The 20,968-nt window shown below is 40.5% G+C and carries 19 protein-coding genes; 5 read left to right on the top strand and 14 right to left on the bottom strand.

Annotation, left to right across the window (positions count from 1 at the left end):
* The 10 genes from NIS_RS08625 to rdgB all read right to left on the bottom strand — a co-directional run bounded on the left by NIS_RS08625 (position 1) and on the right by rdgB (position 10,370).
* Positions 1–2,052, bottom strand: a complete 2,052-nt coding sequence (locus tag NIS_RS08625) for a TonB-dependent receptor (RefSeq protein WP_012082990.1) — start codon at positions 2,050–2,052, stop codon at positions 1–3.
* 152 nt (positions 2,053–2,204) lie between these two features.
* Positions 2,205–2,435 carry a hypothetical protein gene (locus NIS_RS08630; protein ID WP_012082991.1) on the bottom strand — a complete coding sequence of 77 codons (231 nt, stop codon included), beginning with the start codon at positions 2,433–2,435 and terminating at the stop codon, positions 2,205–2,207.
* On the bottom strand, positions 2,435–3,574 hold the full coding sequence (carA, locus tag NIS_RS08635; protein WP_012082992.1) for a glutamine-hydrolyzing carbamoyl-phosphate synthase small subunit: 1,140 nt from the start codon (positions 3,572–3,574) through the stop codon (positions 2,435–2,437). Before carA ends, NIS_RS08630 begins: the two co-directional genes overlap by 1 nt.
* Positions 3,571–4,131, bottom strand: coding sequence for a DUF507 family protein (locus NIS_RS08640; protein WP_012082993.1), 561 nt, complete (start codon positions 4,129–4,131; stop codon positions 3,571–3,573). Before NIS_RS08640 ends, carA begins: the two co-directional genes overlap by 4 nt.
* 9 nt (positions 4,132–4,140) lie before the next feature.
* Positions 4,141–5,394 carry an adenylosuccinate synthase gene (locus tag NIS_RS08645; protein ID WP_173026306.1) on the bottom strand — a complete coding sequence of 418 codons (1,254 nt, stop codon included), beginning with the start codon at positions 5,392–5,394 and terminating at the stop codon, positions 4,141–4,143.
* On the bottom strand, positions 5,391–6,239 hold the full coding sequence (locus NIS_RS08650; protein ID WP_012082995.1) for an ATP phosphoribosyltransferase regulatory subunit: 849 nt from the start codon (positions 6,237–6,239) through the stop codon (positions 5,391–5,393). The genes NIS_RS08645 and NIS_RS08650 overlap by 4 nt, the downstream gene beginning before the upstream one ends.
* 1 nt (position 6,240) lies before the next feature.
* Positions 6,241–7,347, bottom strand: a complete 1,107-nt coding sequence (locus NIS_RS08655; protein ID WP_012082996.1) for a pyridoxal-phosphate-dependent aminotransferase family protein — start codon at positions 7,345–7,347, stop codon at positions 6,241–6,243.
* A gap of 110 nt (positions 7,348–7,457) precedes the next feature.
* On the bottom strand, positions 7,458–7,895 hold the full coding sequence (locus NIS_RS08660; RefSeq protein ID WP_012082997.1) for an Hsp20/alpha crystallin family protein: 438 nt from the start codon (positions 7,893–7,895) through the stop codon (positions 7,458–7,460).
* A gap of 55 nt (positions 7,896–7,950) precedes the next feature.
* Positions 7,951–9,786 (bottom strand): invasion protein CiaB, encoded by a 1,836-nt coding sequence (gene ciaB, locus NIS_RS08665; protein ID WP_012082998.1) that lies wholly within the window; start codon positions 9,784–9,786, stop codon positions 7,951–7,953.
* Complete coding sequence (gene rdgB / locus NIS_RS08670; protein ID WP_012082999.1) at positions 9,783–10,370, bottom strand: RdgB/HAM1 family non-canonical purine NTP pyrophosphatase; 588 nt, start codon at positions 10,368–10,370, stop codon at positions 9,783–9,785. The genes ciaB and rdgB overlap by 4 nt, the downstream gene beginning before the upstream one ends.
* Positions 10,371–10,438: 68 nt before the next feature.
* On the opposite strand from rdgB, the gene NIS_RS08675 reads away from it, so the two are divergent.
* Positions 10,439–11,773, top strand: a complete 1,335-nt coding sequence (locus tag NIS_RS08675) for an MFS transporter (protein WP_012083000.1) — start codon at positions 10,439–10,441, stop codon at positions 11,771–11,773.
* 29 nt (positions 11,774–11,802) lie between these two features.
* Here NIS_RS08675 and NIS_RS08680 read toward each other — a convergent pair whose 3' ends face one another.
* Positions 11,803–12,357, bottom strand: coding sequence for a TlpA family protein disulfide reductase (locus NIS_RS08680; RefSeq protein ID WP_012083001.1), 555 nt, complete (start codon positions 12,355–12,357; stop codon positions 11,803–11,805).
* 10 nt (positions 12,358–12,367) lie between these two features.
* Positions 12,368–13,576 carry a molybdopterin molybdotransferase MoeA gene (locus NIS_RS08685; RefSeq protein ID WP_012083002.1) on the bottom strand — a complete coding sequence of 403 codons (1,209 nt, stop codon included), beginning with the start codon at positions 13,574–13,576 and terminating at the stop codon, positions 12,368–12,370.
* Positions 13,577–13,633: 57 nt separating this feature from the next.
* On the opposite strand from NIS_RS08685, the gene NIS_RS08690 reads away from it, so the two are divergent.
* A complete protein-coding gene (locus NIS_RS08690; RefSeq protein ID WP_012083003.1) occupies positions 13,634–16,654 on the top strand; it encodes an NAD-glutamate dehydrogenase domain-containing protein in 3,021 nt (1,006 codons plus the stop codon).
* Here the strand turns inward: NIS_RS08690 and NIS_RS08695 are convergent.
* Both NIS_RS08695 and NIS_RS08700 read right to left on the bottom strand, forming a co-directional pair.
* Entirely contained in the window at positions 16,640–17,083 is a 444-nt protein-coding gene (locus tag NIS_RS08695; RefSeq protein ID WP_012083004.1) for a molybdopterin synthase catalytic subunit, read from the bottom strand. The genes NIS_RS08690 and NIS_RS08695 overlap by 15 nt on opposite strands.
* A gap of 1 nt (position 17,084) precedes the next feature.
* Entirely contained in the window at positions 17,085–17,306 is a 222-nt protein-coding gene (locus NIS_RS08700) for a MoaD/ThiS family protein (RefSeq protein WP_012083005.1), read from the bottom strand.
* A 49-nt stretch (positions 17,307–17,355) separates the two neighbouring features.
* On the opposite strand from NIS_RS08700, the gene NIS_RS08705 reads away from it, so the two are divergent.
* From NIS_RS08705 to NIS_RS10095, 3 genes are read left to right on the top strand one after another with little or no spacing between them, the layout of a single operon-like run.
* Positions 17,356–18,006 (top strand): MqnA/MqnD/SBP family protein, encoded by a 651-nt coding sequence (locus NIS_RS08705; RefSeq protein ID WP_012083006.1) that lies wholly within the window; start codon positions 17,356–17,358, stop codon positions 18,004–18,006.
* Positions 18,003–18,917, top strand: coding sequence for a cytochrome-c peroxidase (locus NIS_RS08710; protein ID WP_012083007.1), 915 nt, complete (start codon positions 18,003–18,005; stop codon positions 18,915–18,917). Before NIS_RS08705 ends, NIS_RS08710 begins: the two co-directional genes overlap by 4 nt.
* Complete coding sequence (locus tag NIS_RS10095; RefSeq protein ID WP_012083008.1) at positions 18,914–20,965, top strand: EAL domain-containing protein; 2,052 nt, start codon at positions 18,914–18,916, stop codon at positions 20,963–20,965. The genes NIS_RS08710 and NIS_RS10095 overlap by 4 nt, the downstream gene beginning before the upstream one ends.
* Positions 20,966–20,968 lie beyond the last annotated feature (3 nt).

Raw genomic sequence — 20,968 nt, forward strand, 5'->3', positions numbered from 1 at the left:
TCAAAAAGTGTAGCGTAGATTTGTATAGAGATATCGTCCGGGCTCATGAATAAGCAGTGGTACGGCTCCAGAAACAAGTGCTCGTCCTACGTAGGTATTGTTCACGGCATAATCTTGATCAAAAAGGTTGTCGACTCCTACATCAATAGAAAATTGCGAAGAGATCTTCTTGGAAGCCTTTAGGTTCACAACCGTCCAACTTTTAATAGCCTGTTCGCCGTTGTCACTATCATAATTGTTCCATTTCGCACTGTATCGAATCTCAGCTGATGCAAAATAGTCCCCAGTATCGTAAGAATAGCTTACACTTGCATGAAATGGCGGGACCATCGCCATATCATCATCACTTTGTCCTGCTATTTGATCATCCTTTTCACCTCGTTGATAGGCCATTTTAGCTTCAAGGAGTCCATACTCCCCAACGCTATATGCTGAATCGAAAGCCGCTCCGTAGATATGGGCATCGATATTTGTGTAGGTAAGCGTACCGGCACTATCTTTATATGCATAGATATAGTCTTTGAGATCGCTGTAAAAAAGAGTTACTCTGTAGTTGCCAACCTCTCCTAGACTTCCCTCATATCCAAAGTCGACTTCTCTGTTTTTTACCTCTTTGAGATCTGGATTACCTCTACGGACCCAAGGATTTGTCAAATTTTTGTTATACGCTATGAAATAGAGTTCATTCGCATCCGGTACTCTTATACCTTGACCGATAGCAAAAAAGAGTGCATCTGTATCATTGAAATGGTATTTTGCAACGACATTTGCACTAATATCATTAAAGTCTCTTGAAGTCTTGTTGCTGTAGTAATTTACCACAGGTGCAGGAATCAAAGGATTGTTGTTCCACTGGACATTAGTATCTATGTTGGTCCAGTCATACCGAATGCCAGCTTTCAGATCCCAAGAACCATATTTTCTAGTCCCTTTGATAAAAACTCCTCGGTTGATCGTATCGACATCAGGAATACGCACCTGTCTTGGTGTTTTGGAAGGTTCATTCAGGCACACTCCATTCCACCCTCTCTTGCTCACATCGATTCCTGTTTCCATATTCCAAGCACCAATCAAAAATATATTTTTAAGCTTGACGCCTTTCGTCTCGCTTTTGGCTCTATGGGTTCGATACAGCATTCCAGGTGCATTTCTAAACTCTGTACCCATATCGTGTTTGACCCGATCATAGTAGGCGCTCAGTACCAGTTTATCCGAATAGGTAGAAAGATGTTTGATGGTATAGTCGGCATTGAGCATGATCGTCTCATCCAGCTGCGCATCCATTTGAAATGCAGGATAGAGAACATCGTTCGCTTTATCGCTGTAAAGTCTCACTTTTAACTGTTGATTTTCATCGATGTCATAAATGAACTTTCCTCGAACTACACCTCGTTTATACGCATCCATATTCTTATATTGCTCTTTATAAGCATTTGGATTAGTCTTTCCAAGGACTGCCCAGTTTTGCTCTACAAGCGTTCTTCCAGATCCATCTTCATACTGCCCACTCGATTCTCTCACAAAACCAAGGGAAAATTTGAACTTTTCATCGCCACCGTTAAAGTTGACCGCTCCTTTTTTATAATCAAAGCTCCCGATCGTAGCCTGAATGGATCCAGAAAATCCCGGTTTTGGATCTTTTGTGACAACATTGATCATTCCACCCATACTACCAAAATTCTCTACGTCAAACGGGCCCTCTTTGACTATCACCTTCTCAATTTGTGAAATGGAGATATGCATTGCGGGTGGATCCATTCTGTTTGGACATGCACCGTATATCTTTGCCCCGTCGATCAAAACATTTATGTCATCTCTTTTAAACCCTCGTAGCACGATATCATTGCCAATGGCACTAGCACGAACCATGTTGATTTCAGGATTGGTAGAGCTTAATATTTCGCTTAAGTCCTGCTGTCTTGTAAATTGTACCTGATCAGAGCTCAGTTTCTCCGTTTCGATACTCGATTCAACAGTAACCGTCTGGACCTGAAGCGCCTCGGCAAATAAAAGGGTAGCCAATGAAAAACACAGAACAATAGGCTTTGTCATGTTTTTATCCTTAATATATAATTTTAGTAATTATGACAAAGAAGTGTTAAGTGGATGTTAACTGGAAGTCCTTGAAGCAAAAGCTTCAAGGAGTAAGAATGAAAACTGGCATTTTGATTATAAACAACAATTGTTAATTAATTGTAAATAACTCAATTTTTATTGCATTTAACAAGTTCGATATTTTTAATACTTTCCAATCTTCCTATTATTTTATTGAGTTCTTCAATGTTTTCTTGACACTCTTGTTGCAGTTTTTCACGTTTTTCTTTGACTATTGCAATCTGTTTTTCAATATCTTCAATGGAAATTTTGCAGTTTTTTGCTGCCTCTTCCTCTTTTTGAAGTACCCACTCCGTCATCTTTTTTAAAAACTCCAACATCACTTTTTCCTTTCTTGTAAAATAAGTCTTGTAAACTCTTCAAATATATATGCACTCTCATGTGGCCCGGGACTCGCTTCTGGATGGTGCTGTACACTGAAAATCGGCTCATCCTTATACTTAATCCCTTCGATGGTACCATCAAAGAGGTTTTTGTGCGTTACTTCTGCAACGGTCTCGATGCCGACTGGAACATTGTAGTTGTGGTTTTGCGCGGTAATCTCTACACGTTTTGTCTTTTCGTTGCGTACTGGATGGTTCCCTCCATGATGACCGAACTTGAGTTTATAGGTAGGATAGCCATGGGCGATGGAAAGGAGCTGATGCCCAAGGCAGATACCAAACATCGGAATTTTTGCATCAATCAATTTTTGGATTTTCTCATGCACTTCTTCCAGGATGAGTGGATCTCCAGGCCCATTGGAAAGAAATACACCATCAATTTTCCCCTCGTTGTACTCCTCTATAATCTCTTGTGGATCAAAAGTATGGGGAAGCACATGGGTCTCTAAGCCCGCCTCCACAAGATGATTCAAGATATTTCTTTTCACACCAAAGTCGAGCACATAGATTTTTGCTTTTGGTTCGGGAGCCGGTTTGTAGCAAAAAGCTTTCGCATCATACGTAGCATGTGTATGCTGATACGGCTCTTTTGTTGAAACCGCTTTGATATAGTCAATCTCTTCAATTCTTGGAGCTGCGGCCAAAAGTTTTGCAAGTTCTGCTTGATCCTCAATCTCCGTTGAAGCGATCATCATACATGCACCATTGTCTCGAACATGTTTCGTTAACGTCCTCGTATCGATATCACAAATCCCCATGACATCATACTCTTTCAAAAGCTCATCCAACGCTTTTTGCGCTCTGAAATTGGAGTATCTTTTTTGATATGATCTGACTATTATCCCTTTCGCCCAGGCTCTTTTGCTCTCCATGTCCTCTTCATTGACGCCTACATTGCCGATTTCTGGCATGGTGAAGGTGACGAATTGCCCTGCATAACTTGGATCGGTTACGATCTCCTGGTATCCCGTCATGGAAGTGTTAAATACTATCTCTCCTGTTTTCGTCCCTTCACTTCCAAAACTTTTTCCTTCCAAAAAAAGACCATTTTCAAGATAGATCCAAACCTTTTTCATACAAGCATCCCCCGACGTTTCAGTTCATCTTCGAACATCTTCTTAAATACGAGTTCAAACTCTTCGCTACCTGGAATCAGTTTTCTTTTATAGTTGGCAATCTTTTCCAAAACGATATCTTCGATCTCGTCATATGTTTTAATGTAACTGGTGATGGCATCGTAGATCACATTTTTCACTTTGTTGTCAGGAACGGAATAGTTGATCAGATCCTCTTCGTACAGTTTTTTCAAAATCTGGTGGGCGATATCGTTATATTTATCTTCATAATTCAAAATCACACCATATTCGGGTGCCAATTTCTTTTTAATCATCCAAAAGAGCTGTTTTCTGTCGGCAAGCATCAAATCGGGATCCTCTTCTTCCTCTTTTGCTTCAATGAGTTCACGGACCCGTTCATCCAATGCAGCCTCTTTTTTCAGCTCCTCTTCCAATATCTCTTGAGCCACCCGCACAACCGGCTCCACGCCACTTGTAAAAGTGACGAAGCCGCTTTTTACTAAATCGATCGCAATTTTATTGGCCACATAAGGGGCGTGCGCCACACGTAATCTCATTCCTTCTCCTTACCGTTTAATAGTATCGGCTCTATCGGGACTCGTGGAGATCAAAGAGATTTTCGTCTCTATCAACTCCTCTATCGCTTCGATGTAGCGTTTCGCATTGAGTGGAAGGTCCTTCCATGAACGGATCCCTTCGACTCGATCCCATCCTTCAAATTCAAGATAAATGGGTTCAACATTTTCAAGATCACTCACCATATAATCGATCTCTTCGCCCTCATACAGATATTTGCTGGCCACTTTTATCTTCTCAAATCCATCAAGGACATCGAGTTTCATCAAAGCCATCTCGTCACAACCGTTGATTCTCGAAGCATATTTTGCGGCAACCGCATCGAACCAACCACATCGTCTCGGTCTACCAGTCGTTGTACCAAACTCATGTCCCTGTTTTCGTAACCTCTCGCCATCTTCACCATTGTCTTCGGTAGGAAATGGTCCATTGCCAACTCTTGTGCAGTAGGCTTTTGCGATACCGATCACTTTGCCTATATCTTTTGGTGCAAGGCCAAGTCCGGTACAGGCACCCGCTGCGATAGTATTGGAGCTGGTAACGTATGGATAGGTTCCATGGTCTATATCGAGCATCGTTCCCTGGGCACCTTCTAGTAAAATCTTCGCTTCTCCCAGTTCCAAAAGATCCCACAGATAATTGGTAGTATCCACTACATAAGGCATCAGTACCTCTTGATACCTTTGTAACTCCATCCTTAGTTCATTTTCACTCGGAAATGAGATCCCGAGAGCTTCGAAATAGATTTTGTTCGTTTCAAAATAGTCAAGAATTTTTTTATGAAGCGTATCGATATCTTTGAGTTCACCTATCCTATGACCTTGCCTACTCACTTTGTCACTGTATGCCGGTCCAATGCCTCTTCCTGTGGTTCCAATGGCATTTTTCCCCCGAAGGCGCTCTTTGGCTCTGTCGATCTCTTCATGATATTTGAAAATCAAGTGCGCTTTATCACTGATAAGCAGCCTTCCGTCAAGATTGTCAAACTGTTCCATCTCTTTTAAGAGTGCCGCCGGACTGACAACGACTCCGTTTCCTATGATATTGACAGCCTTCGGATTTAAAATACCGGAAGGGATCAGGTGCAATGCAATAGTTTTGCCATCTACCACAATGGTATGTCCTGCGTTGTGACCACCTTGGTATCGACAAACCACATTATACTCTTGGGCTAAAAGATCAACAATTTTCCCTTTTCCTTCATCGCCCCACTGTATTCCAACTATCAAATCTGCTGCCATTATTCACCTTTTACAACATTTATCAAATAATCTGTATAAAGAGAAAAACCGTTCGCTTCCACTCCCGCCGCTTCATACTCTCCACCCATTGCAAGAGTGCTATTATTATGAAAAAACCGGAAAAAAAGATCTTTATAATAACGCATTTGTGCATAAAACAGGGGTGCTAGCAAAAGTTTGTCATACTGGATGCTTAAAGCCAACTCTTTCATTTTCAGTAGTTCTTGCTCAATCTCTTCAGGAACTTCACCAAAACATTCGTCAATCTCTTCGACTGTCTGAATATAAAGTAGTTTTTCAACCCATGGATGTTGCGTCTGTAAAATGGTATTGATATCTCCATTTTTGAGTTCTTCATATCCGATACCATAGTTTTGAGCCAAAATTTCCGGTATTTTGATATTCGATATCTGAAGATTTGGAGTTATTTGCAATCTGTGGAAAAATTTGATCAAGATTTTCAAAATTGCCGCTACATCTTTACTCTCCAAGACTTCAGCACCTATTTGATGAAACTCCTGGGTAGGGTAGCGGTATACCGGCTGGATATAGAACCATTTTTTATGTTCGGTACTTCTACCCAAACGGTTCGTAATGAGCCGCACAACATCGATGGTGCTATCTGCTCTTAAAGAAAGTTCTCTATTCTTGTCATCACTCAAACGTATCAGCACTTTTTCATCTGCGATAAATTTATGCTGATGATACGAAAAGAGCGGCGTTGCTATCTCTTCAAAACCCTCTTCATACAAAATCTCACTGGCTATCTTTTCGATATCCCGTTTGATTTTTGCCGTTTGACCAAAATAAAGCCTGGCCCCTTTTGGTATTTCGTGATCTTGTACCATATCATTCCTCGAAATAGATTGTATTGAAAATTCTATTTGCTTCGCCTCTGTATTCGATCCTTCCAAGATCACTGAGGGCTTTTTCTACTGCATTGACGACCCATGCAGCCTCATTGGGTTCTATAATCCCCATGTGGTTGATTCGGAAAAGTTTTCCTTTGAGATGATCTTGACCTCCGGCTACCTGAACGCCATAGCGATTTTTCAAAATTTTTCGGATATCTTCTGCCTGTTCGTCATATACAGCGGTCATCGCATTGGCAGGTGATTTTGGATAGAGCTGTAAGCCAAGGGCTTCCATGGCAATCCGAGTAGCAGTTGCTCGTCTATCGGTCTGGTCGTATATCTCATCCATTCCGATCTCTTTTAGCATGATGGTAAGCATCTCTTTCAAACCTATGACCAAAGTTGTGGCCGCAGTATAAGCTGTCGTTCCTTCTCGTTGCTTTTTCAATTCGCTTGCAAGATTGAAATAAAATCCTGAACCTTTTCCAAGACGATTGATGGCATCTTGACTTAGTCCCACCATTGCAAGACCAGGAGGCAGCATCAATGCTTTTTGACTCCCTGTAATCAAAGCGTCGATATTTTCTGTATTGATCGGTTCAACACCTACAGCAGTGATTCCGTCTGCGATCACCACAATGTCTGGGTTGACGGCTTTTACGGCAGCAGCTATCTCTTCGACAGGATGCCTCAGACCTCCTGCGCTCTCACAAATTTGTATACATAAAGCATCGATATCTGGATTCGTTTCGATAGCCTCTAGAATATCGCTTTTTTGCGCTGGTGTATCCCACTCATACTTGAGTTCTACCACATCTTTTCCGAAAGCCTGTCCTATTTTAGTAAATCGCTCACCAAATTTACCCGCATTGACAACGAGCATCTTTTCTCGGCACAGATTCGTTACACACGCTTCCATAGCCCCAGTACCCGTAGAGGCTAACATGACAGCATCTTCCATATCCAAAAGGCTTTTTAACAAAGAGCGGGCCTCTTTGAAAATAGCACTAAATTCTGGGGTTCGATGGTGCATAGTAGGCATTGCCATAACCTGGCGCACTCTTTCCAAAACAGGGGTTGGTCCAGGAGTAAAAAGTAACATCCTCTTTCCTTTTATTTATGTAGCCGATATTAATGAAGAGTATATCAAAAGAGGGTTTAGGAAGAGATTAATCGTAAGAAGAGAGGAAGAGGGCTAAAACCCGTCTTCACTTATTTGATTTCGATCTTTTTCGTATTCTCTTTTTGCTCAACTTTTGGAATAACGATAGTCAAAACACCATCTTCCACTTTTGCTTCGATCTTATCTGGATCGGCATCTGCGGGAAGGGTAAATCTTCTTTCAAATTTTCCGAAGAAGCTCTCTACCCTTTTATACCCTTTATCCTCTTCCTCTTTTTTAAATTTTCGCTCACCACTCAATACTAAAAGGTTGTCTTTGACTTCAACATTGATATCCTCTTTTTTCACGCCTGGAAGATCCACTTCTACATAGTAAGCTTTGTCATCTTCTTTTTCATTCACAGCCGGCATCCAGATCGTCTCAGATTGAGTTGATGGAACCATATTTTTTTCAAGATCGAGCATAGTGGAAATTCTTTTTTCAATCTCTCTTAACTCTTTGAACGGGTCGAACATTACTGGTACCATGCTCACCTCCTTTGTGTTTTTCGAAATTATATCATTTTAGTCTATCTTTGTCAAGTTATCTATCAATCATTCTACCTATTTTCTTGTAAAGATCATAATAATACTCTACGAAACTTTTTATTTCCGGGTTTTTCGGTAGATAGGACTGTCCATTCTTACTAATGTAGCGATCAAGAAAAGAGGCACTGTCCAGTTTTTTGAGATAGTGTTTGGCAAGCTCTTTATAGACTTGTTCATACCAAGATTTCCACGCTTCATAATTTGATTTATTGATCTGTATATGAAGTTTTGAGTCAAACCGAAAAATCTCTGTTTCAAAGAGAGCTTGTAAGTGGAGTAGCCCCTCTACGTAATACGGGAGTACTTCCAAAACCTCCATCCAACCGATCAGTGAAACAGAGCGACTGATATGATCCAAAAGCAGTTCGTACCATAGATCCTCCGTTTCACAACAAAAATAGGCCATTAATCCTCCGGAAGTGGCTTTGAACTCTTCTGTCAGTTTGAACATGCCGCTTGTATTCATCACCACTTCTGTATCTTCATCCATCCAAAGGATGTGTCCATATTCATGACCAATCGTCGTGATATCGTAGATTTTATGCCATTGCTCCTCTTGGTATAGAAGACCTCGAATGGCTTCAGCAAGCTCTTCTCCAAATACAACTTTACTTAAACGCATTTTCGGTTTTGCCTTTTGACTGGACAAAATCATATCTGGATAGGCAAAGATTTTCTTGCCAAACTCTTTGCTCACTACCTCATCGTTTGGAACAACCTGAGCGCTGAAAAGTCCATTGAACTCACTACCGTAAAAGAGCATGGGTCTGCCCACATAGAGTTGTACTCGTTTAATATTTCGGATGCATCTTTGGAAAATGGAAGGTGCTTCGATGCCTATATCCTTATAGACTTTTGTGAACATCCGTTCGATTTTTTCTGCGCGCTCTCCTACTGGATAATCGGGATTGGCAATGCGCACATCCCACTCCAGTGCCACAGCTTTTCTGTAGATATCTTCATAATACTCCAAAGGATGTCCAATCTGCAAAGGAGTCGTTATCTTCATCCACGCCCTGTCCACATCAGCCCAGGCTGGAACGAGTTTGTCCGGATCTGTTTGTTCTAGAGCTTTGTAAAGTGTTCGAAAATAGTCAAGCCAAGCCTCTTTTTGATCAAAAAGCGTATCCTCTTTTTCCTTTAAATCATCAATGGCATCTGTTAACTTTTTGAGTACTTCATCCACCTCTTCTTTGAAGGCTTCCCTGTAAGAAAGTCGTTCAAAACGCCCATCCTCTCTCATCCGCAAAACAGAATAGCACCGATCAGCACACTCTCCATCATGCCCCTTATCCAAAAGATCTTTTTGCAGCAACATCTCAAATATTTTGGCTTCGTCTCCTTCAAAAAGTCTATATAACTCCTCATTGATTCCGTATATGATTTGAGCCATCCAGCTACTTTGCCAACTACTAAATGTCGTGCCGATATTGTGTGCATGTTTCAAAAGAGATCTATAAAAAGGGTCAAACAGTTCCTCTTTTTCAATCCATTCAAGTAGCTCTTCAAAACGCTTGATATAAAATCGGCTTACCCAAAGAAAAGCTCTCTCTTTCATCTGAATCTGCTGCTCTTTATCATAAGATGCAATCACTTGCAAAAATGCGTCTTCTCGTACATTGACGATGCGGTTTATTACAGCAAGAAGTGTTTCATCATTTTTTGGAAGTCCTACGAAGGATAAGAAATCATCAATTAGGTTTTCATATCTTTTAAGACTCTCATCCATAGGAGCCTTATACGCTTTTAAAAGATCAAAAAATTTTTGGAGCTCTTGTTGCTGAATTTCCAGCTTGTTGTACAGCTTTTTCAGATCACTTTTTGCTTTCATTCCCACCTCTTCAAAATAATTTTCGCTAATTCGAGAGCTTTCGCTCTGTGGCTGATACTCTTTTTGATCTCCTCATCCAGCTCCCCCAATGTTTTATCGAAACCTTTCGGGATAAACATCGGATCATAGCCAAACCCTTTTTTTCCTCTTGCTTCATCGATCACCTCACCCCACATCCATCCATGAACCGTATCTATGCCATATTTGGAGGCGATGGCGATAGCGGCCGTATAGTATGCAGGGGTTCGTTTGATCCCTTTTTCTTTGAGCCTGTTAATCAATTTATATAGATTCTCTTTGTCGCTGGCTCCAACACCTGCATACCTTGCAGAATATATTCCAGGCTCATCTCCTAAAATTGGTACCGTAATCCCACTGTCATCAGAGATCACCACAGCCTCTTTGTCGCCTAAAGCATCATAGATCGTTTTCGCTTTGATAATGGCATTTTCTTTGAAACTTTTCCCATCTTCTACAATTTCAAGATCACCCAGCAACTCTTTATATGGAATAACATCCATATGCATCATCTGCTCTATTTCTTTGATCTTTCCTTTATTTGAAGAGGCTAATATAACTTTCATCTTATTCCTTTTTCAAGTTTTTTAGGACTACAATAAGGGTTGAAAAATTTTATCATAAAGGATTGTAATTGAAAGCGATCGTCAAAAAAGTATTGCCACTCAGTCTCATTGTGGCTTTACGGTTTTTTGGTCTCTTCATCGTTTTGGCGGTGCTCAGCCAGTATGCGTTGCAGCTCAAAGGGGGAACCGCATTTTTAGCCGGTGTTGCCGTAGGTGGGTATGCTTTTACACAAGCTCTCCTACAGGTACCATTTGGCGTCTTGAGTGACAAAATAGGGCGCAAGAAAACGATTCTTATTGGCCTGCTCCTTTTTGCTGCGGGTTCAGTTATCTGTGCCGTGGCAGATAACATCTATGTGCTTTTACTAGGTCGGTTCTTACAAGGTTCTGGTGCTATCGGAAGCGTTGTTACCGCGATGATCGCAGATTATGTCCGAGAAGATGAGCGAGCCCACGCTATGGCCGTTATGGGTATGGTGATCGCTATGAGTTTCGCTGCAGCGATGATCATAGGACCGATTATTGGAGGTCTTTATAGTGTGAAAGCCCTCTTTTGGCTCACTGCAATCTTAGCGATCTTAGCCCTTGGCATTTTATTTACAGCCGTACCAGAGCCTCCAAAAATCGTTCACCACTATAGCGAAGAGGAAGCGAAGATCAAAGAGGTTTTCAAAGATAAAGACTTGGTGCGAATGTACATCACTTTTTTGTTTCACTCTTCAACCATGGCAATCGCTTTTTTCATCATCCCGATCCTCATGAAACAAAAATTTGGTTTAGGTCCGGAACACTACTGGAAAGTCTACTTGCCTGCAGTCATCTTTGGTATCCTCTCCATGGGACCTGCGGCCGTATTTGGAGAAAAATATCACAAAGGGAAAGAGGTTTTTATCGTCTCTATCCTTTTTATTGCAGTGTCTTTCGCTCTCATGGGTTTTAGTAGTTCTTTTCTCCTTTTCACTATCGGAGCCGTCTTTTTCTTTATCGGGTTCAATATGTTTGAACCACTTTTACAAAGCTTTGTGAGCAAGTTTGCGCGAGTGCATCAAAAAGGGGCTGCTCTTGGCGTAGCAAACACTTTCGCCTATATCGGTATCTTTCTTGGCGGTGCCATCGGAGGGTTATTGTATCAATACGGCCATGAAAAGGCGGTAGCAATCTTTGTTCTCATCGTATCAATGGTTTGGATCTACTGGATTGTGGGTATGAGAAATCCGGGAGTTCGGGCAAATCTCTTTCTAAATTTCGAGGAGTATGACAAAGAGAAGTTACCAGGTCTTAAAGTGATGGATGGCATCACCGATTTTTACATCAATGAAACAGAAAAGATCATCGTTGTGAAATATGATAAAGAGAAGTTAGATGAAGAGACCATTAAAGAATTTTTGAAAAAGGATCGATGATCGGTTCGTAATCGAAGGAAATCCTTCGATTACTTTTTGGAGGAGCCTTTTTTTGAAGGATTATAGAGCTTGTCTATAAATTTTTTCAGACTCTCCTCATTCGCCATTCCTAAATGGTAACCGTTATACGTTCCATTTTTATCGAAAAAAAGCATGAAAGGAATAGAACCTTGCCAATGGGTAAGTTGGGCCATAAAGCTGACAAAATTTCGATTCTCTTCGTTGGCCATGTAATCAACGATTGGATAATTGATGCCCATTTTGCGAAGCTCTTTGATATCATCCACCGTTAAAAGCTCTTGTACATGCAATCCGATGATTTGCAATTTTTCCTTTTTACCACTTTGCAATGTTCCCAAAATCGGAATTTCGGCACGACATGGCGGACAATGTTTTCCAAAAAAATCGAGAATAATGACTTTTCCCGGATACTCTTTGACTTCGATACCTTCCGGTTTTACCCTGATGTGAATCTTTTTATTATCCACTGTTGTAAGGGTAAAATCTTTAAATGCAGCCTGTGGTGTCTGGGAAGCTGCAAAAAGCCAACATACACTCAATATCATCAAAAACAGTTTTCTCACATTCTCTCCTTTATTTGTTGATGAGCCAAACGCGAACGCGCTCTCCTATCTCTTTGTCACTTTCATTAGGTGAAGTGATGACAAGACCTTTGTCGTGACCAAGCATGTTAGTCAAAATGGCACTACTGCCTATTTTATTCCCGGCAAAATCGACAAAAAACTCCCCATCTTCAATCCGAACGTTGCATGGAGTAAACTCTGTCTTTTTACTTCTTTTGATAAAGGGCTCTTTGAGGGTCGCATAGACGATTTTGGGTTGATATTCGCTTCCTTGCATACGATACAGTATCGGAAGGACATAGATTAAAAATGTCACGGTACTTGAAAAAGCAAATCCCGGAAGTGCAACAATGATTTTTTTCCCATTTTGAGCCACCATGACATGCTGACCAGGTTTAATCACTACTCCTTTAAAGACGACATCAGCTCCCAGTTCCTCTCGTACCACATCTTTGACAAAATCGTAATCTCCGACACTCACCCCTCCGGTCGTCACAACGATATCGGCACTTTGCATAGCTTCCTGCATCGCTTCAGTGATGGAGTATTTGTCATCTTTGACAGCACCCAGCTGTATCGGTTCGCCCCCATGGAGTTTTGTAATCGCTTCCAGTGTATAGTTGTTGGAACTTCTAAGTTGAGCGGAAGATGTCTGTGCTTGACCGATCTCCAGCACTTCGCTCCCCGTTGCCAAGATAGCTACTTTTGGTTTTTGATACACTTTTGGCATGACGATGTTAAGGCTTGCCATGACACCGATTTCGGCGAAACCGATTTTTGATCCCTTGCCGATCAGCTTTTCACCCTTTTTGTAATTCTCTCCAACGGGCCTAACACTGAATCCTTCGGACACTGGTTTGAGAATTTCTATATATTCGCCATCCACCTGCACATTTTCTATTGGGATGAGTGTATCTGCACCTTCTGGCATCAAAGCGCCAGTAAATGTTTTTATTGCTTCACCCTTTCGTAATTCTCTTTTTGTATCGGCTCCGGCTGGATTTTCATCAACAATCTGTAAACGTTTTTTTGCTTGATCGGCTGCTTTTATCGCATAGCCATCCATTGCTGCTGTAGGGTACTCTGGATTATTTTCCCGGGCAATGATATCTTGTGCAAGGATTCTATGCAGTGCATCGGTGACAAATCGTTTCTCTACACCAACTGGCTCTATATCAAGCGCTTTCAATCGCTGCATCGACTCTTCAAAGCTGATCATCAATCTCCTTTTTGTGCTATTATACAATATTCATCAATTTCCCTAAGAAAGGCAAATATGAGAACTCTTTGCCAGCAAGCGATCACGCAAGAAGATATACAAATAACGAAAAAACTCAAAGATCTAGAACTGAAATTTTTCTACAACGATACCACCTATCTCAAAATCTATTCCAAAACGAGATACTCCATCTCAACATTTGTGAGGCTACTCAGTGATTTTGGAATAGAGACCTTAGAAGATATCTCCTATGAGATAGAGGATGTATATGTCAATCAACTCACTATCCAAACAGAAACACAACTACTACAAAATGCTGAAAACATTGTAACAACTATTATGAAAAAAGCACTGCTAGGAGAAACCTTCGGACATTGCAAACTCTATAGACTTGCCGTTTCACAACGTTTCACTATGGACAAAATTCTCTTTCTTAGGGCAATGATCAAATATCTTGATCAACTTCTGATCGAAAAGAGAGAAGAGAGTATCATAAAAACATTCTTGCAGCATGGAGAGCCAATAGCTCTTATAACCAATAGATTTTTTGCAAAAAAGGGTATTAGACATATCGATCGATCCATCGAGGAGAGTTTCAAATCAATCAAAAATTTTGAAGAAGACAAACTGTTAAGAATCTTCTATGCTGTTGTGCAAAATATAACTGCAACAAATTTTTTCAAATCGAAAGAGGCAAAATCTTTCAAAATAGAAGTAGAAAATTTCAAACATCTTTTGCCGTCACTGCAACCAAATATAGAAATGTTTGTTTACCATCCTCGTTTCCTTGGAGTACATCTGAGAGTATCAAAAGTTTCCAGAGGTGGTATACGATGGAGTGAGAGGGAAGATTTCAGAGAAGAGATTAAATCGCTTATGATCACGCAAGAGGCCAAAAATGCCATTATCGTACCATCCGGAGGCAAAGGAGGTCTTTTTATCGAAAAAAGAGTCAGTAAAGAAGAATTCACCAATTACTATTCCATGTATATCGATGCACTTTTGGATTTGATCGATAAAAAACCGGTAGACGGTGGGGATTTTTACTTTGTCGTTGCCGCCGACAAAGGAACATCGGATATGAGCGATGTGGCAAATGAAATTGCACTCAAACGGGGATTCTGGCTCAAAGATGCATTTGCCAGTGGTGGCAAATATGGCTACAACCATAAAAAGCTGGGTGTAACGGCAAATGGTGCCTGGATCAGTGCTGCAAGACACTTTATAGACAAAGGAATCGACATTTTCAACGACTCTATTTCGGTCGTAGGCACAGGATCCATGAGAGGAGATGTGTTTGGCAATGGTATGCTCATCAACCCCAATATTCGCCTCATCGGTGCCATAAGCTCACATGAAATCTTTATCGACCCCGATCCCGACCCCAAAATAGCTTATGAGGAGCGAAAAAGGCTTTTCGAAGAATCCAAAAGCTGGAGTAGTTACGATCCCAAAAAGATTAGTGAGGGCGGAGACGTCTTTTCCAGGTACGATAAAGAGATCCAACTTTCTGCACAAATAAAAAAACTCCTTGGTATCAAGAAAAACAGGATTAGCGGGGAAGAGCTTGCAAAAAGACTCCTTTGTGCAAAGGTGGATCTTCTGTATATCGGCGGTATAGGAACATATGTCAAATCGAGTGAAGAGCTCAATATCTACATCGCAGACAAGATAAACGAACCTGTCCGAGTAGATGCAAGCGACCTCAGGGCCTACGCGGTATGCGAAGGGGGCAATCTTGGTTTTACACAAAAAGCTCGTATAGAGTATGCCAAAAACGGCGGTAAAATCAACCTCGATAGCATAGACAACTCTGCCGGAGTCGATACCAGTGACCATGAAGTCAATCTCAAAATCGTTCTCAATCAGGCGATGGAATCTGGAAAGATCGATTTCGATAAAAGAAACGAGGTTTTAAAAAGTGTCACCAAAGAGGTCTTGCAAAAGGTATTCGAGACAAATCATCATCAGCCCCTTGCCATCACCTTGGATGCTATTCGATCAAAAACGATGCTTGAAGAGATCATGAAGGTCATTGAAATTCTTGAGCGGGAAGTAGAGTTTTTCAAACGAAGAGATTTTGAAATTCCTAAAAACAAAGATTTTTCCGAAGTGATAGGCCAAGAGGGAAAAGTCGTACGGCCTGTTCTTGGCATACTGCTCTCCTTTAGCAAAATCTTTCTGAAAACCTTTATCCTAGAAAGCGGACTATGCTCAAATCCTTTTTTTGAGCATTATCTGTACAAATACTTTCCAAAATCACTCTATCCGCTCTTTGAACAAGAGGTCCTGAAACAGCCGCTTAGAGAACATATAATAGCGACGGTTGCAGCAAATATCATCATCGACAACGCGGGGGTGACTTTTTTGGCCGATTTTGACGAAATAGGCAAAGAACGGTTCGCCATCAAAGTGAAGTCCTATCTTTTGCTCTACTCTCTTCTTTCCATTGCGAAGGTCAAAAAGGAGTATTACGACAAAGAGTTGCAGCTCAAACACAATCTCTATCCAATCCTACTCGAAATTGAACACTCAATTGAATTCAGTCTCAAATGGATTGTACGAAACTACCATCAGATCAATCTAGAGCCCTTCCATATCTTAAGCTATAAAAACGAAATTGCTCAATTTCTCTCTTTGGAGAAAGGACGAAGTGAAAACTTTTTCAAATATATCGATCTTATCAAGTTCATCATGCTCGCTATCCATATCAAAGAATTGAAAGAGTATACCCTTTCAGAAATATTGCAACTTTTAATGCTCATCATCTCCACTTTTAAAATCGATGAACTGCTACAACTTTTGGGGAAATTTGTCCCAAAAGATGCCATCGGCAAAGAGATCCAGAGTCAACTGATCGAACTGCTCAACTACTTCGTAACGGTGGTGGCAAAAGATGTGGTTTTGTACACGAGGGCTACAGAGACACTCGAAGATGGGCTCAAGCACTATATGGAAGAGAAGATGATCAACCCTAATCACTTCTATATGATGATCGAAGAGATGAAAGCAAACGCATCTTCTGATTTGATGCGTCTTATATGTATTTTGCACAAACTCCTTTTAGAGGCTGTCTAGAAGGCCGCTTCCCCTGATTTTTTGGGAACGGTCTCTTGCATAGATTCGCTCACCCTGTTTCACGTCATATTTCCAGATAGGAGCGTTTGCCTTGAAATCTTCTACAAACTCGTCGATGAGCTCCAAAGCAACCCTCCTTTTGGGGCTAAAGACAGCGGACATGTAGCTGGAGGTGTGGACTGGCACATTTCCTATAGAGTGGGCCATACACACATACGCCCCTTTTTGCTTCGCTCGTTCTTGCCATGTATCGAACCACTTTTTCAAAATCGGCTCATAGATATCAAAACTGAGCGCTTCTATCCCGTTTTCTTCCCGGACGATGCCTACAAAAGTGATAAAGGCGCCATAGTTTTTCGTCTCTCCCCATTTCCTCCAACGAGAAAAGATTTTGTCCACATCCAACTGTCCAGGGTAGAGTTCAAGCATATCACCCTCCACAGACTGGAGGAAGAAGAGTGATACGATCTCCCTCTTTGAGTTTGATATCACTTTTTTCGATCAATGTATCATTGACAGCGACAGCACATTCACTAAGCCACTTTTGCAGCTCGGGATCTTTTTTAAGCTCTTTTGCTACATCCGCAAGGGTTTTTGCCTCGATCTTCACAGGTTCTCGCTTAATCGGACCTAAAAATTCTACTGTTACCATTGCTTTTCCTCGTTATGTTTTTCGTTAATTTTATCATATAATTACCCTCATGATAATAGGGAAAATCGAATACATCAATCTTTTACCCTTCCATGTTTTTCTCAAAAAAAGATTACGAGCACCTACAGACAAAAAAGCGTGGATGTATCACCAAGGGGTTCCCTCTGTAATCAATAGAAAATTTCAAAAAGGAAAAGTGGAAGCGGCTATGGTATCCAGTATCGTTTCACAAAGATATCGATGCAGTGACTTTGGTATCGTGGCAGATAAAAAGGTTTTAAGCGTGCTTGTCTGCCCGGGTAAAACGCTTCCTGACCAAGCCTCCGATACATCCAACATCCTTGCAAAGATCCTAAAAATGCAAGGAGAAGTGGTCATAGGAGACAGAGCCCTGCAAAGGAGAAAAAAGCAAAAATGCCAAGACCTTGCAAAACTTTGGTATGAAAACTTTGGTCTCCCTTTCGTTTTTGCCAGATTTTGCTACAGAAAAAAAAGCAAACAGTATGAAAAACTGACCAAAGCGTTTTTACAAAGCCATGTAAAAATTCCAACCTATATCATACGAGGACATATGAAGCGGTCTGGTCTCAGCTTTCAAGAGATTAACGACTATTTAACGTTGATACGTTATAATGTAGGAATACGGGAAAAACGATCGCTCAAAAAATTTCTGAAACTGGCAAAAAAGATTCGAAAATGAAGAAATTGTTCTTTTTTTTTATACCTCTGCTCCTCTTGGCATTCGAGCCCATTAAACCTATTCCAGAACATATTTCTTACAACAAACAAAAAGCACTTTTAGGAAAATATCTTTTCTTCGATCCCATTCTTTCCAAAAACAGAAAAATCAGCTGTTCTAGCTGTCATGACTTCAATCATGGAGGGGCTGACCCAAGACCGGTCTCTGTAGGGGTGGGTGGCAAAAAAGGAAAAGTCAATTCCCCGACCGTTTATAACGCCTACTTCAATTTTAGGCAATTTTGGAACGGAAGAGCGAGAGATCTCAAAGATCAGGCAAACGGGCCGGTCCATGCTCCCAACGAGATGGCTATGGACGCAAAAGAGATCGAAAAAAGGCTTAACAACAACCCCTTTTACAAGAAACTTTTCAAAAAGGTTTATCATACCGATCATATCAAATACTGGATGGTGCTCGATGCGATAGCCGAATTTGAAAAAGCCCTGATCACGCCCGATTCAAAGTTTGATCTTTATCTCAAAGGCAAAGCAAAACTTTCACCCTTGGAAAAGAAAGGGTATATTCTTTTCAAGCAGCTTGGATGTATCACCTGCCACAACGGCATCAATATCGGAGGGAACTCCTTTCAAAAAATCGGTGCCGTAAAACCGTATGACAAGCCGGCAGTCGGTGACAGATACGAAGTAACAAAAAGAGCATTTGACCGCTACAGATACAAAGTCCCCAGCCTTCGCAATATCGCTCTCACTGCTCCCTATTTTCATGACGGTTCGGTTAAAACACTGGATGAAGCGGTAGAGAAAATGGCTTATCACAACCTGGGATTTAAACTCTCTCCCGAAGAAAAAAAAGCGATCGTCGCTTTTTTGAAAACATTAACTGGTAAAAAACCGAAGATTTTAGAGCAATGAGTACCAAAAAAAGAGTTCTTTTTTCTATCCTTCTTGGAATCACCATCATAGGACTCTTTTTCTATTTTCAACATTTCTCCAAGCGCTATTTCGAAGAGCGCAACCATATTCTATATCATTTGGATCGTTTCCAGACACTCGAAACAAAGTTACAGTACGAAGTTTTGGAAACATCTTTTTTTCTTTATAAGAATTTTGACAAAATTGTTCATACGGTCAAAGAGCTAGAAGCGCAGCAAAGAAATTTCGAACATGACCACTTGCCGTATCTGCCTCAAACACTGAAAAAAGATTACCGAAACTATAAAAAAACAAGTAAAAAAGTGAAAAGTACGATTTTCGATTTTGAAACGGTCAATTCAACGATCAAAAATTCGTTGACCTATCTCACTACTTTGATGAAGAAAATACCAAACTTTGAAAATATGCACCCACAATTCAATAGATATGAACAGACTGTTGTAAGCGCTATATCCAATGTGATTTTGGCAAAAAGCAGCTTTGATAAAGATTTTTTGCATGAGATAAAAAAAGATTATACAGAGCTTCAAAAGTATCACTTCAAAGATCAAAATCTTCAACGATTTCATGAAGTATTGCTGGCACATATCAATATTTTTCTACAAAATTTCCCGGCATATACAAAACATCTTGATACCATTCTTCAAAATCTGCCCCAAAAGTCCATAGAGATTTTTAGAAAAGATTTCGAAAAGATCTATCAAGAAAAGCTGCAAACGATTACGCTCCTCTATGCAATTTTTGTAGCCCTATTTCTATTTACAGTCGTTTACAATATCTATCTTATACTATTGCTAGATAAAGAGAACCGAGAACTAGACAGATTGGCAAGAATTGATACGCTAACCGGTCTATACAATAGAAACAGCTTTTTTATCGAAAAAAGGAAATACAAAAATCCAGCTCTTATTTTGATCAATATCGACCGCTTCAAACATTTCAACGATATCTACGGCACTGAGATAGGAGACTGCATTTTACAATCAGTAGCCAATACGATCAAAAATTATGTGAAAAACATATCCAGTGCGAAAGTTTTTCGGGTAGGTGGGGACGATTTCGCAATCGTTTTGGAAAGAGATGGTATAGATTTGGAAAAGATAGCGTGTAAAATCAATCGACTCTTCCAAAGAAAGCCCATTATCTGCCGCAATCTTGAAATATTCGTAACGGCCAGTATAGGGATCTCCACTTCTAGGCCCCTGTTAGAAACCGCAGATATCGCTCTTAAAGAGGTTAAGAAAAACCCACAAAAAACATGCCTCTACTACACGCCATCCCACAATCTTTTAGAGAAAGTGAACAAGAATTTACAGATGACAAATGTTTTGATCGATGGGGTGAAAAATGGAAAAATCCTCCCTTTTTACCAAGCCATCGTAGATATCCGTAACGATCAAATAGTCAAATATGAGGCATTGGCTCGAATTAAAACGGAAAAAGGCACTGAATCGATCTATCCCTACCTGAAATTGGCAAAAGAGATCAAACTGTACAAATCGATCACGAAAATGATCTTTTTGCGAAGTTTCGCTACGATGAACGACAAAGATGCATCGTTTAGTCTCAATATCTCTATAGATGATATTATCGATCCAGATTTTACAAATATGCTCGAAGAGCTTTTCCAGATGTACCCCAACATCAAAAACAGAGTCACCTTTGAAATTTTGGAGTCTGCTTCTATTTCCGATTACGAAATTGTCAAAGAGTTCATCAAAAAAGTGAAAAGTTTTGGGGCAAAAATTGCTATTGATGACTTCGGTAGCGGATACTCCAACTTTGAACATCTGCTCAATCTCCAAATCGATTACATCAAAATTGATGGAAGTCTTATCAAGAATATCCATAAAGACAAAAATGCAAAACTGATTGTATGGATGATTGTCAACTTCGCTCAAGCGGCCGATATCAAAACGGTTGCGGAGTTTGTCCACTCAAAAGAGGTATATGAAGTGATCAAAGAACTTGGAGTCGATTATGCGCAAGGATTCTACCTTCATGAACCCTCGCCCACTATCGATTGATAC

Origin of the sequence: Nitratiruptor sp. SB155-2, from assembly GCF_000010325.1 — a bacterium.
Classification (GTDB): domain Bacteria; phylum Campylobacterota; class Campylobacteria; order Campylobacterales; family Nitratiruptoraceae; genus Nitratiruptor.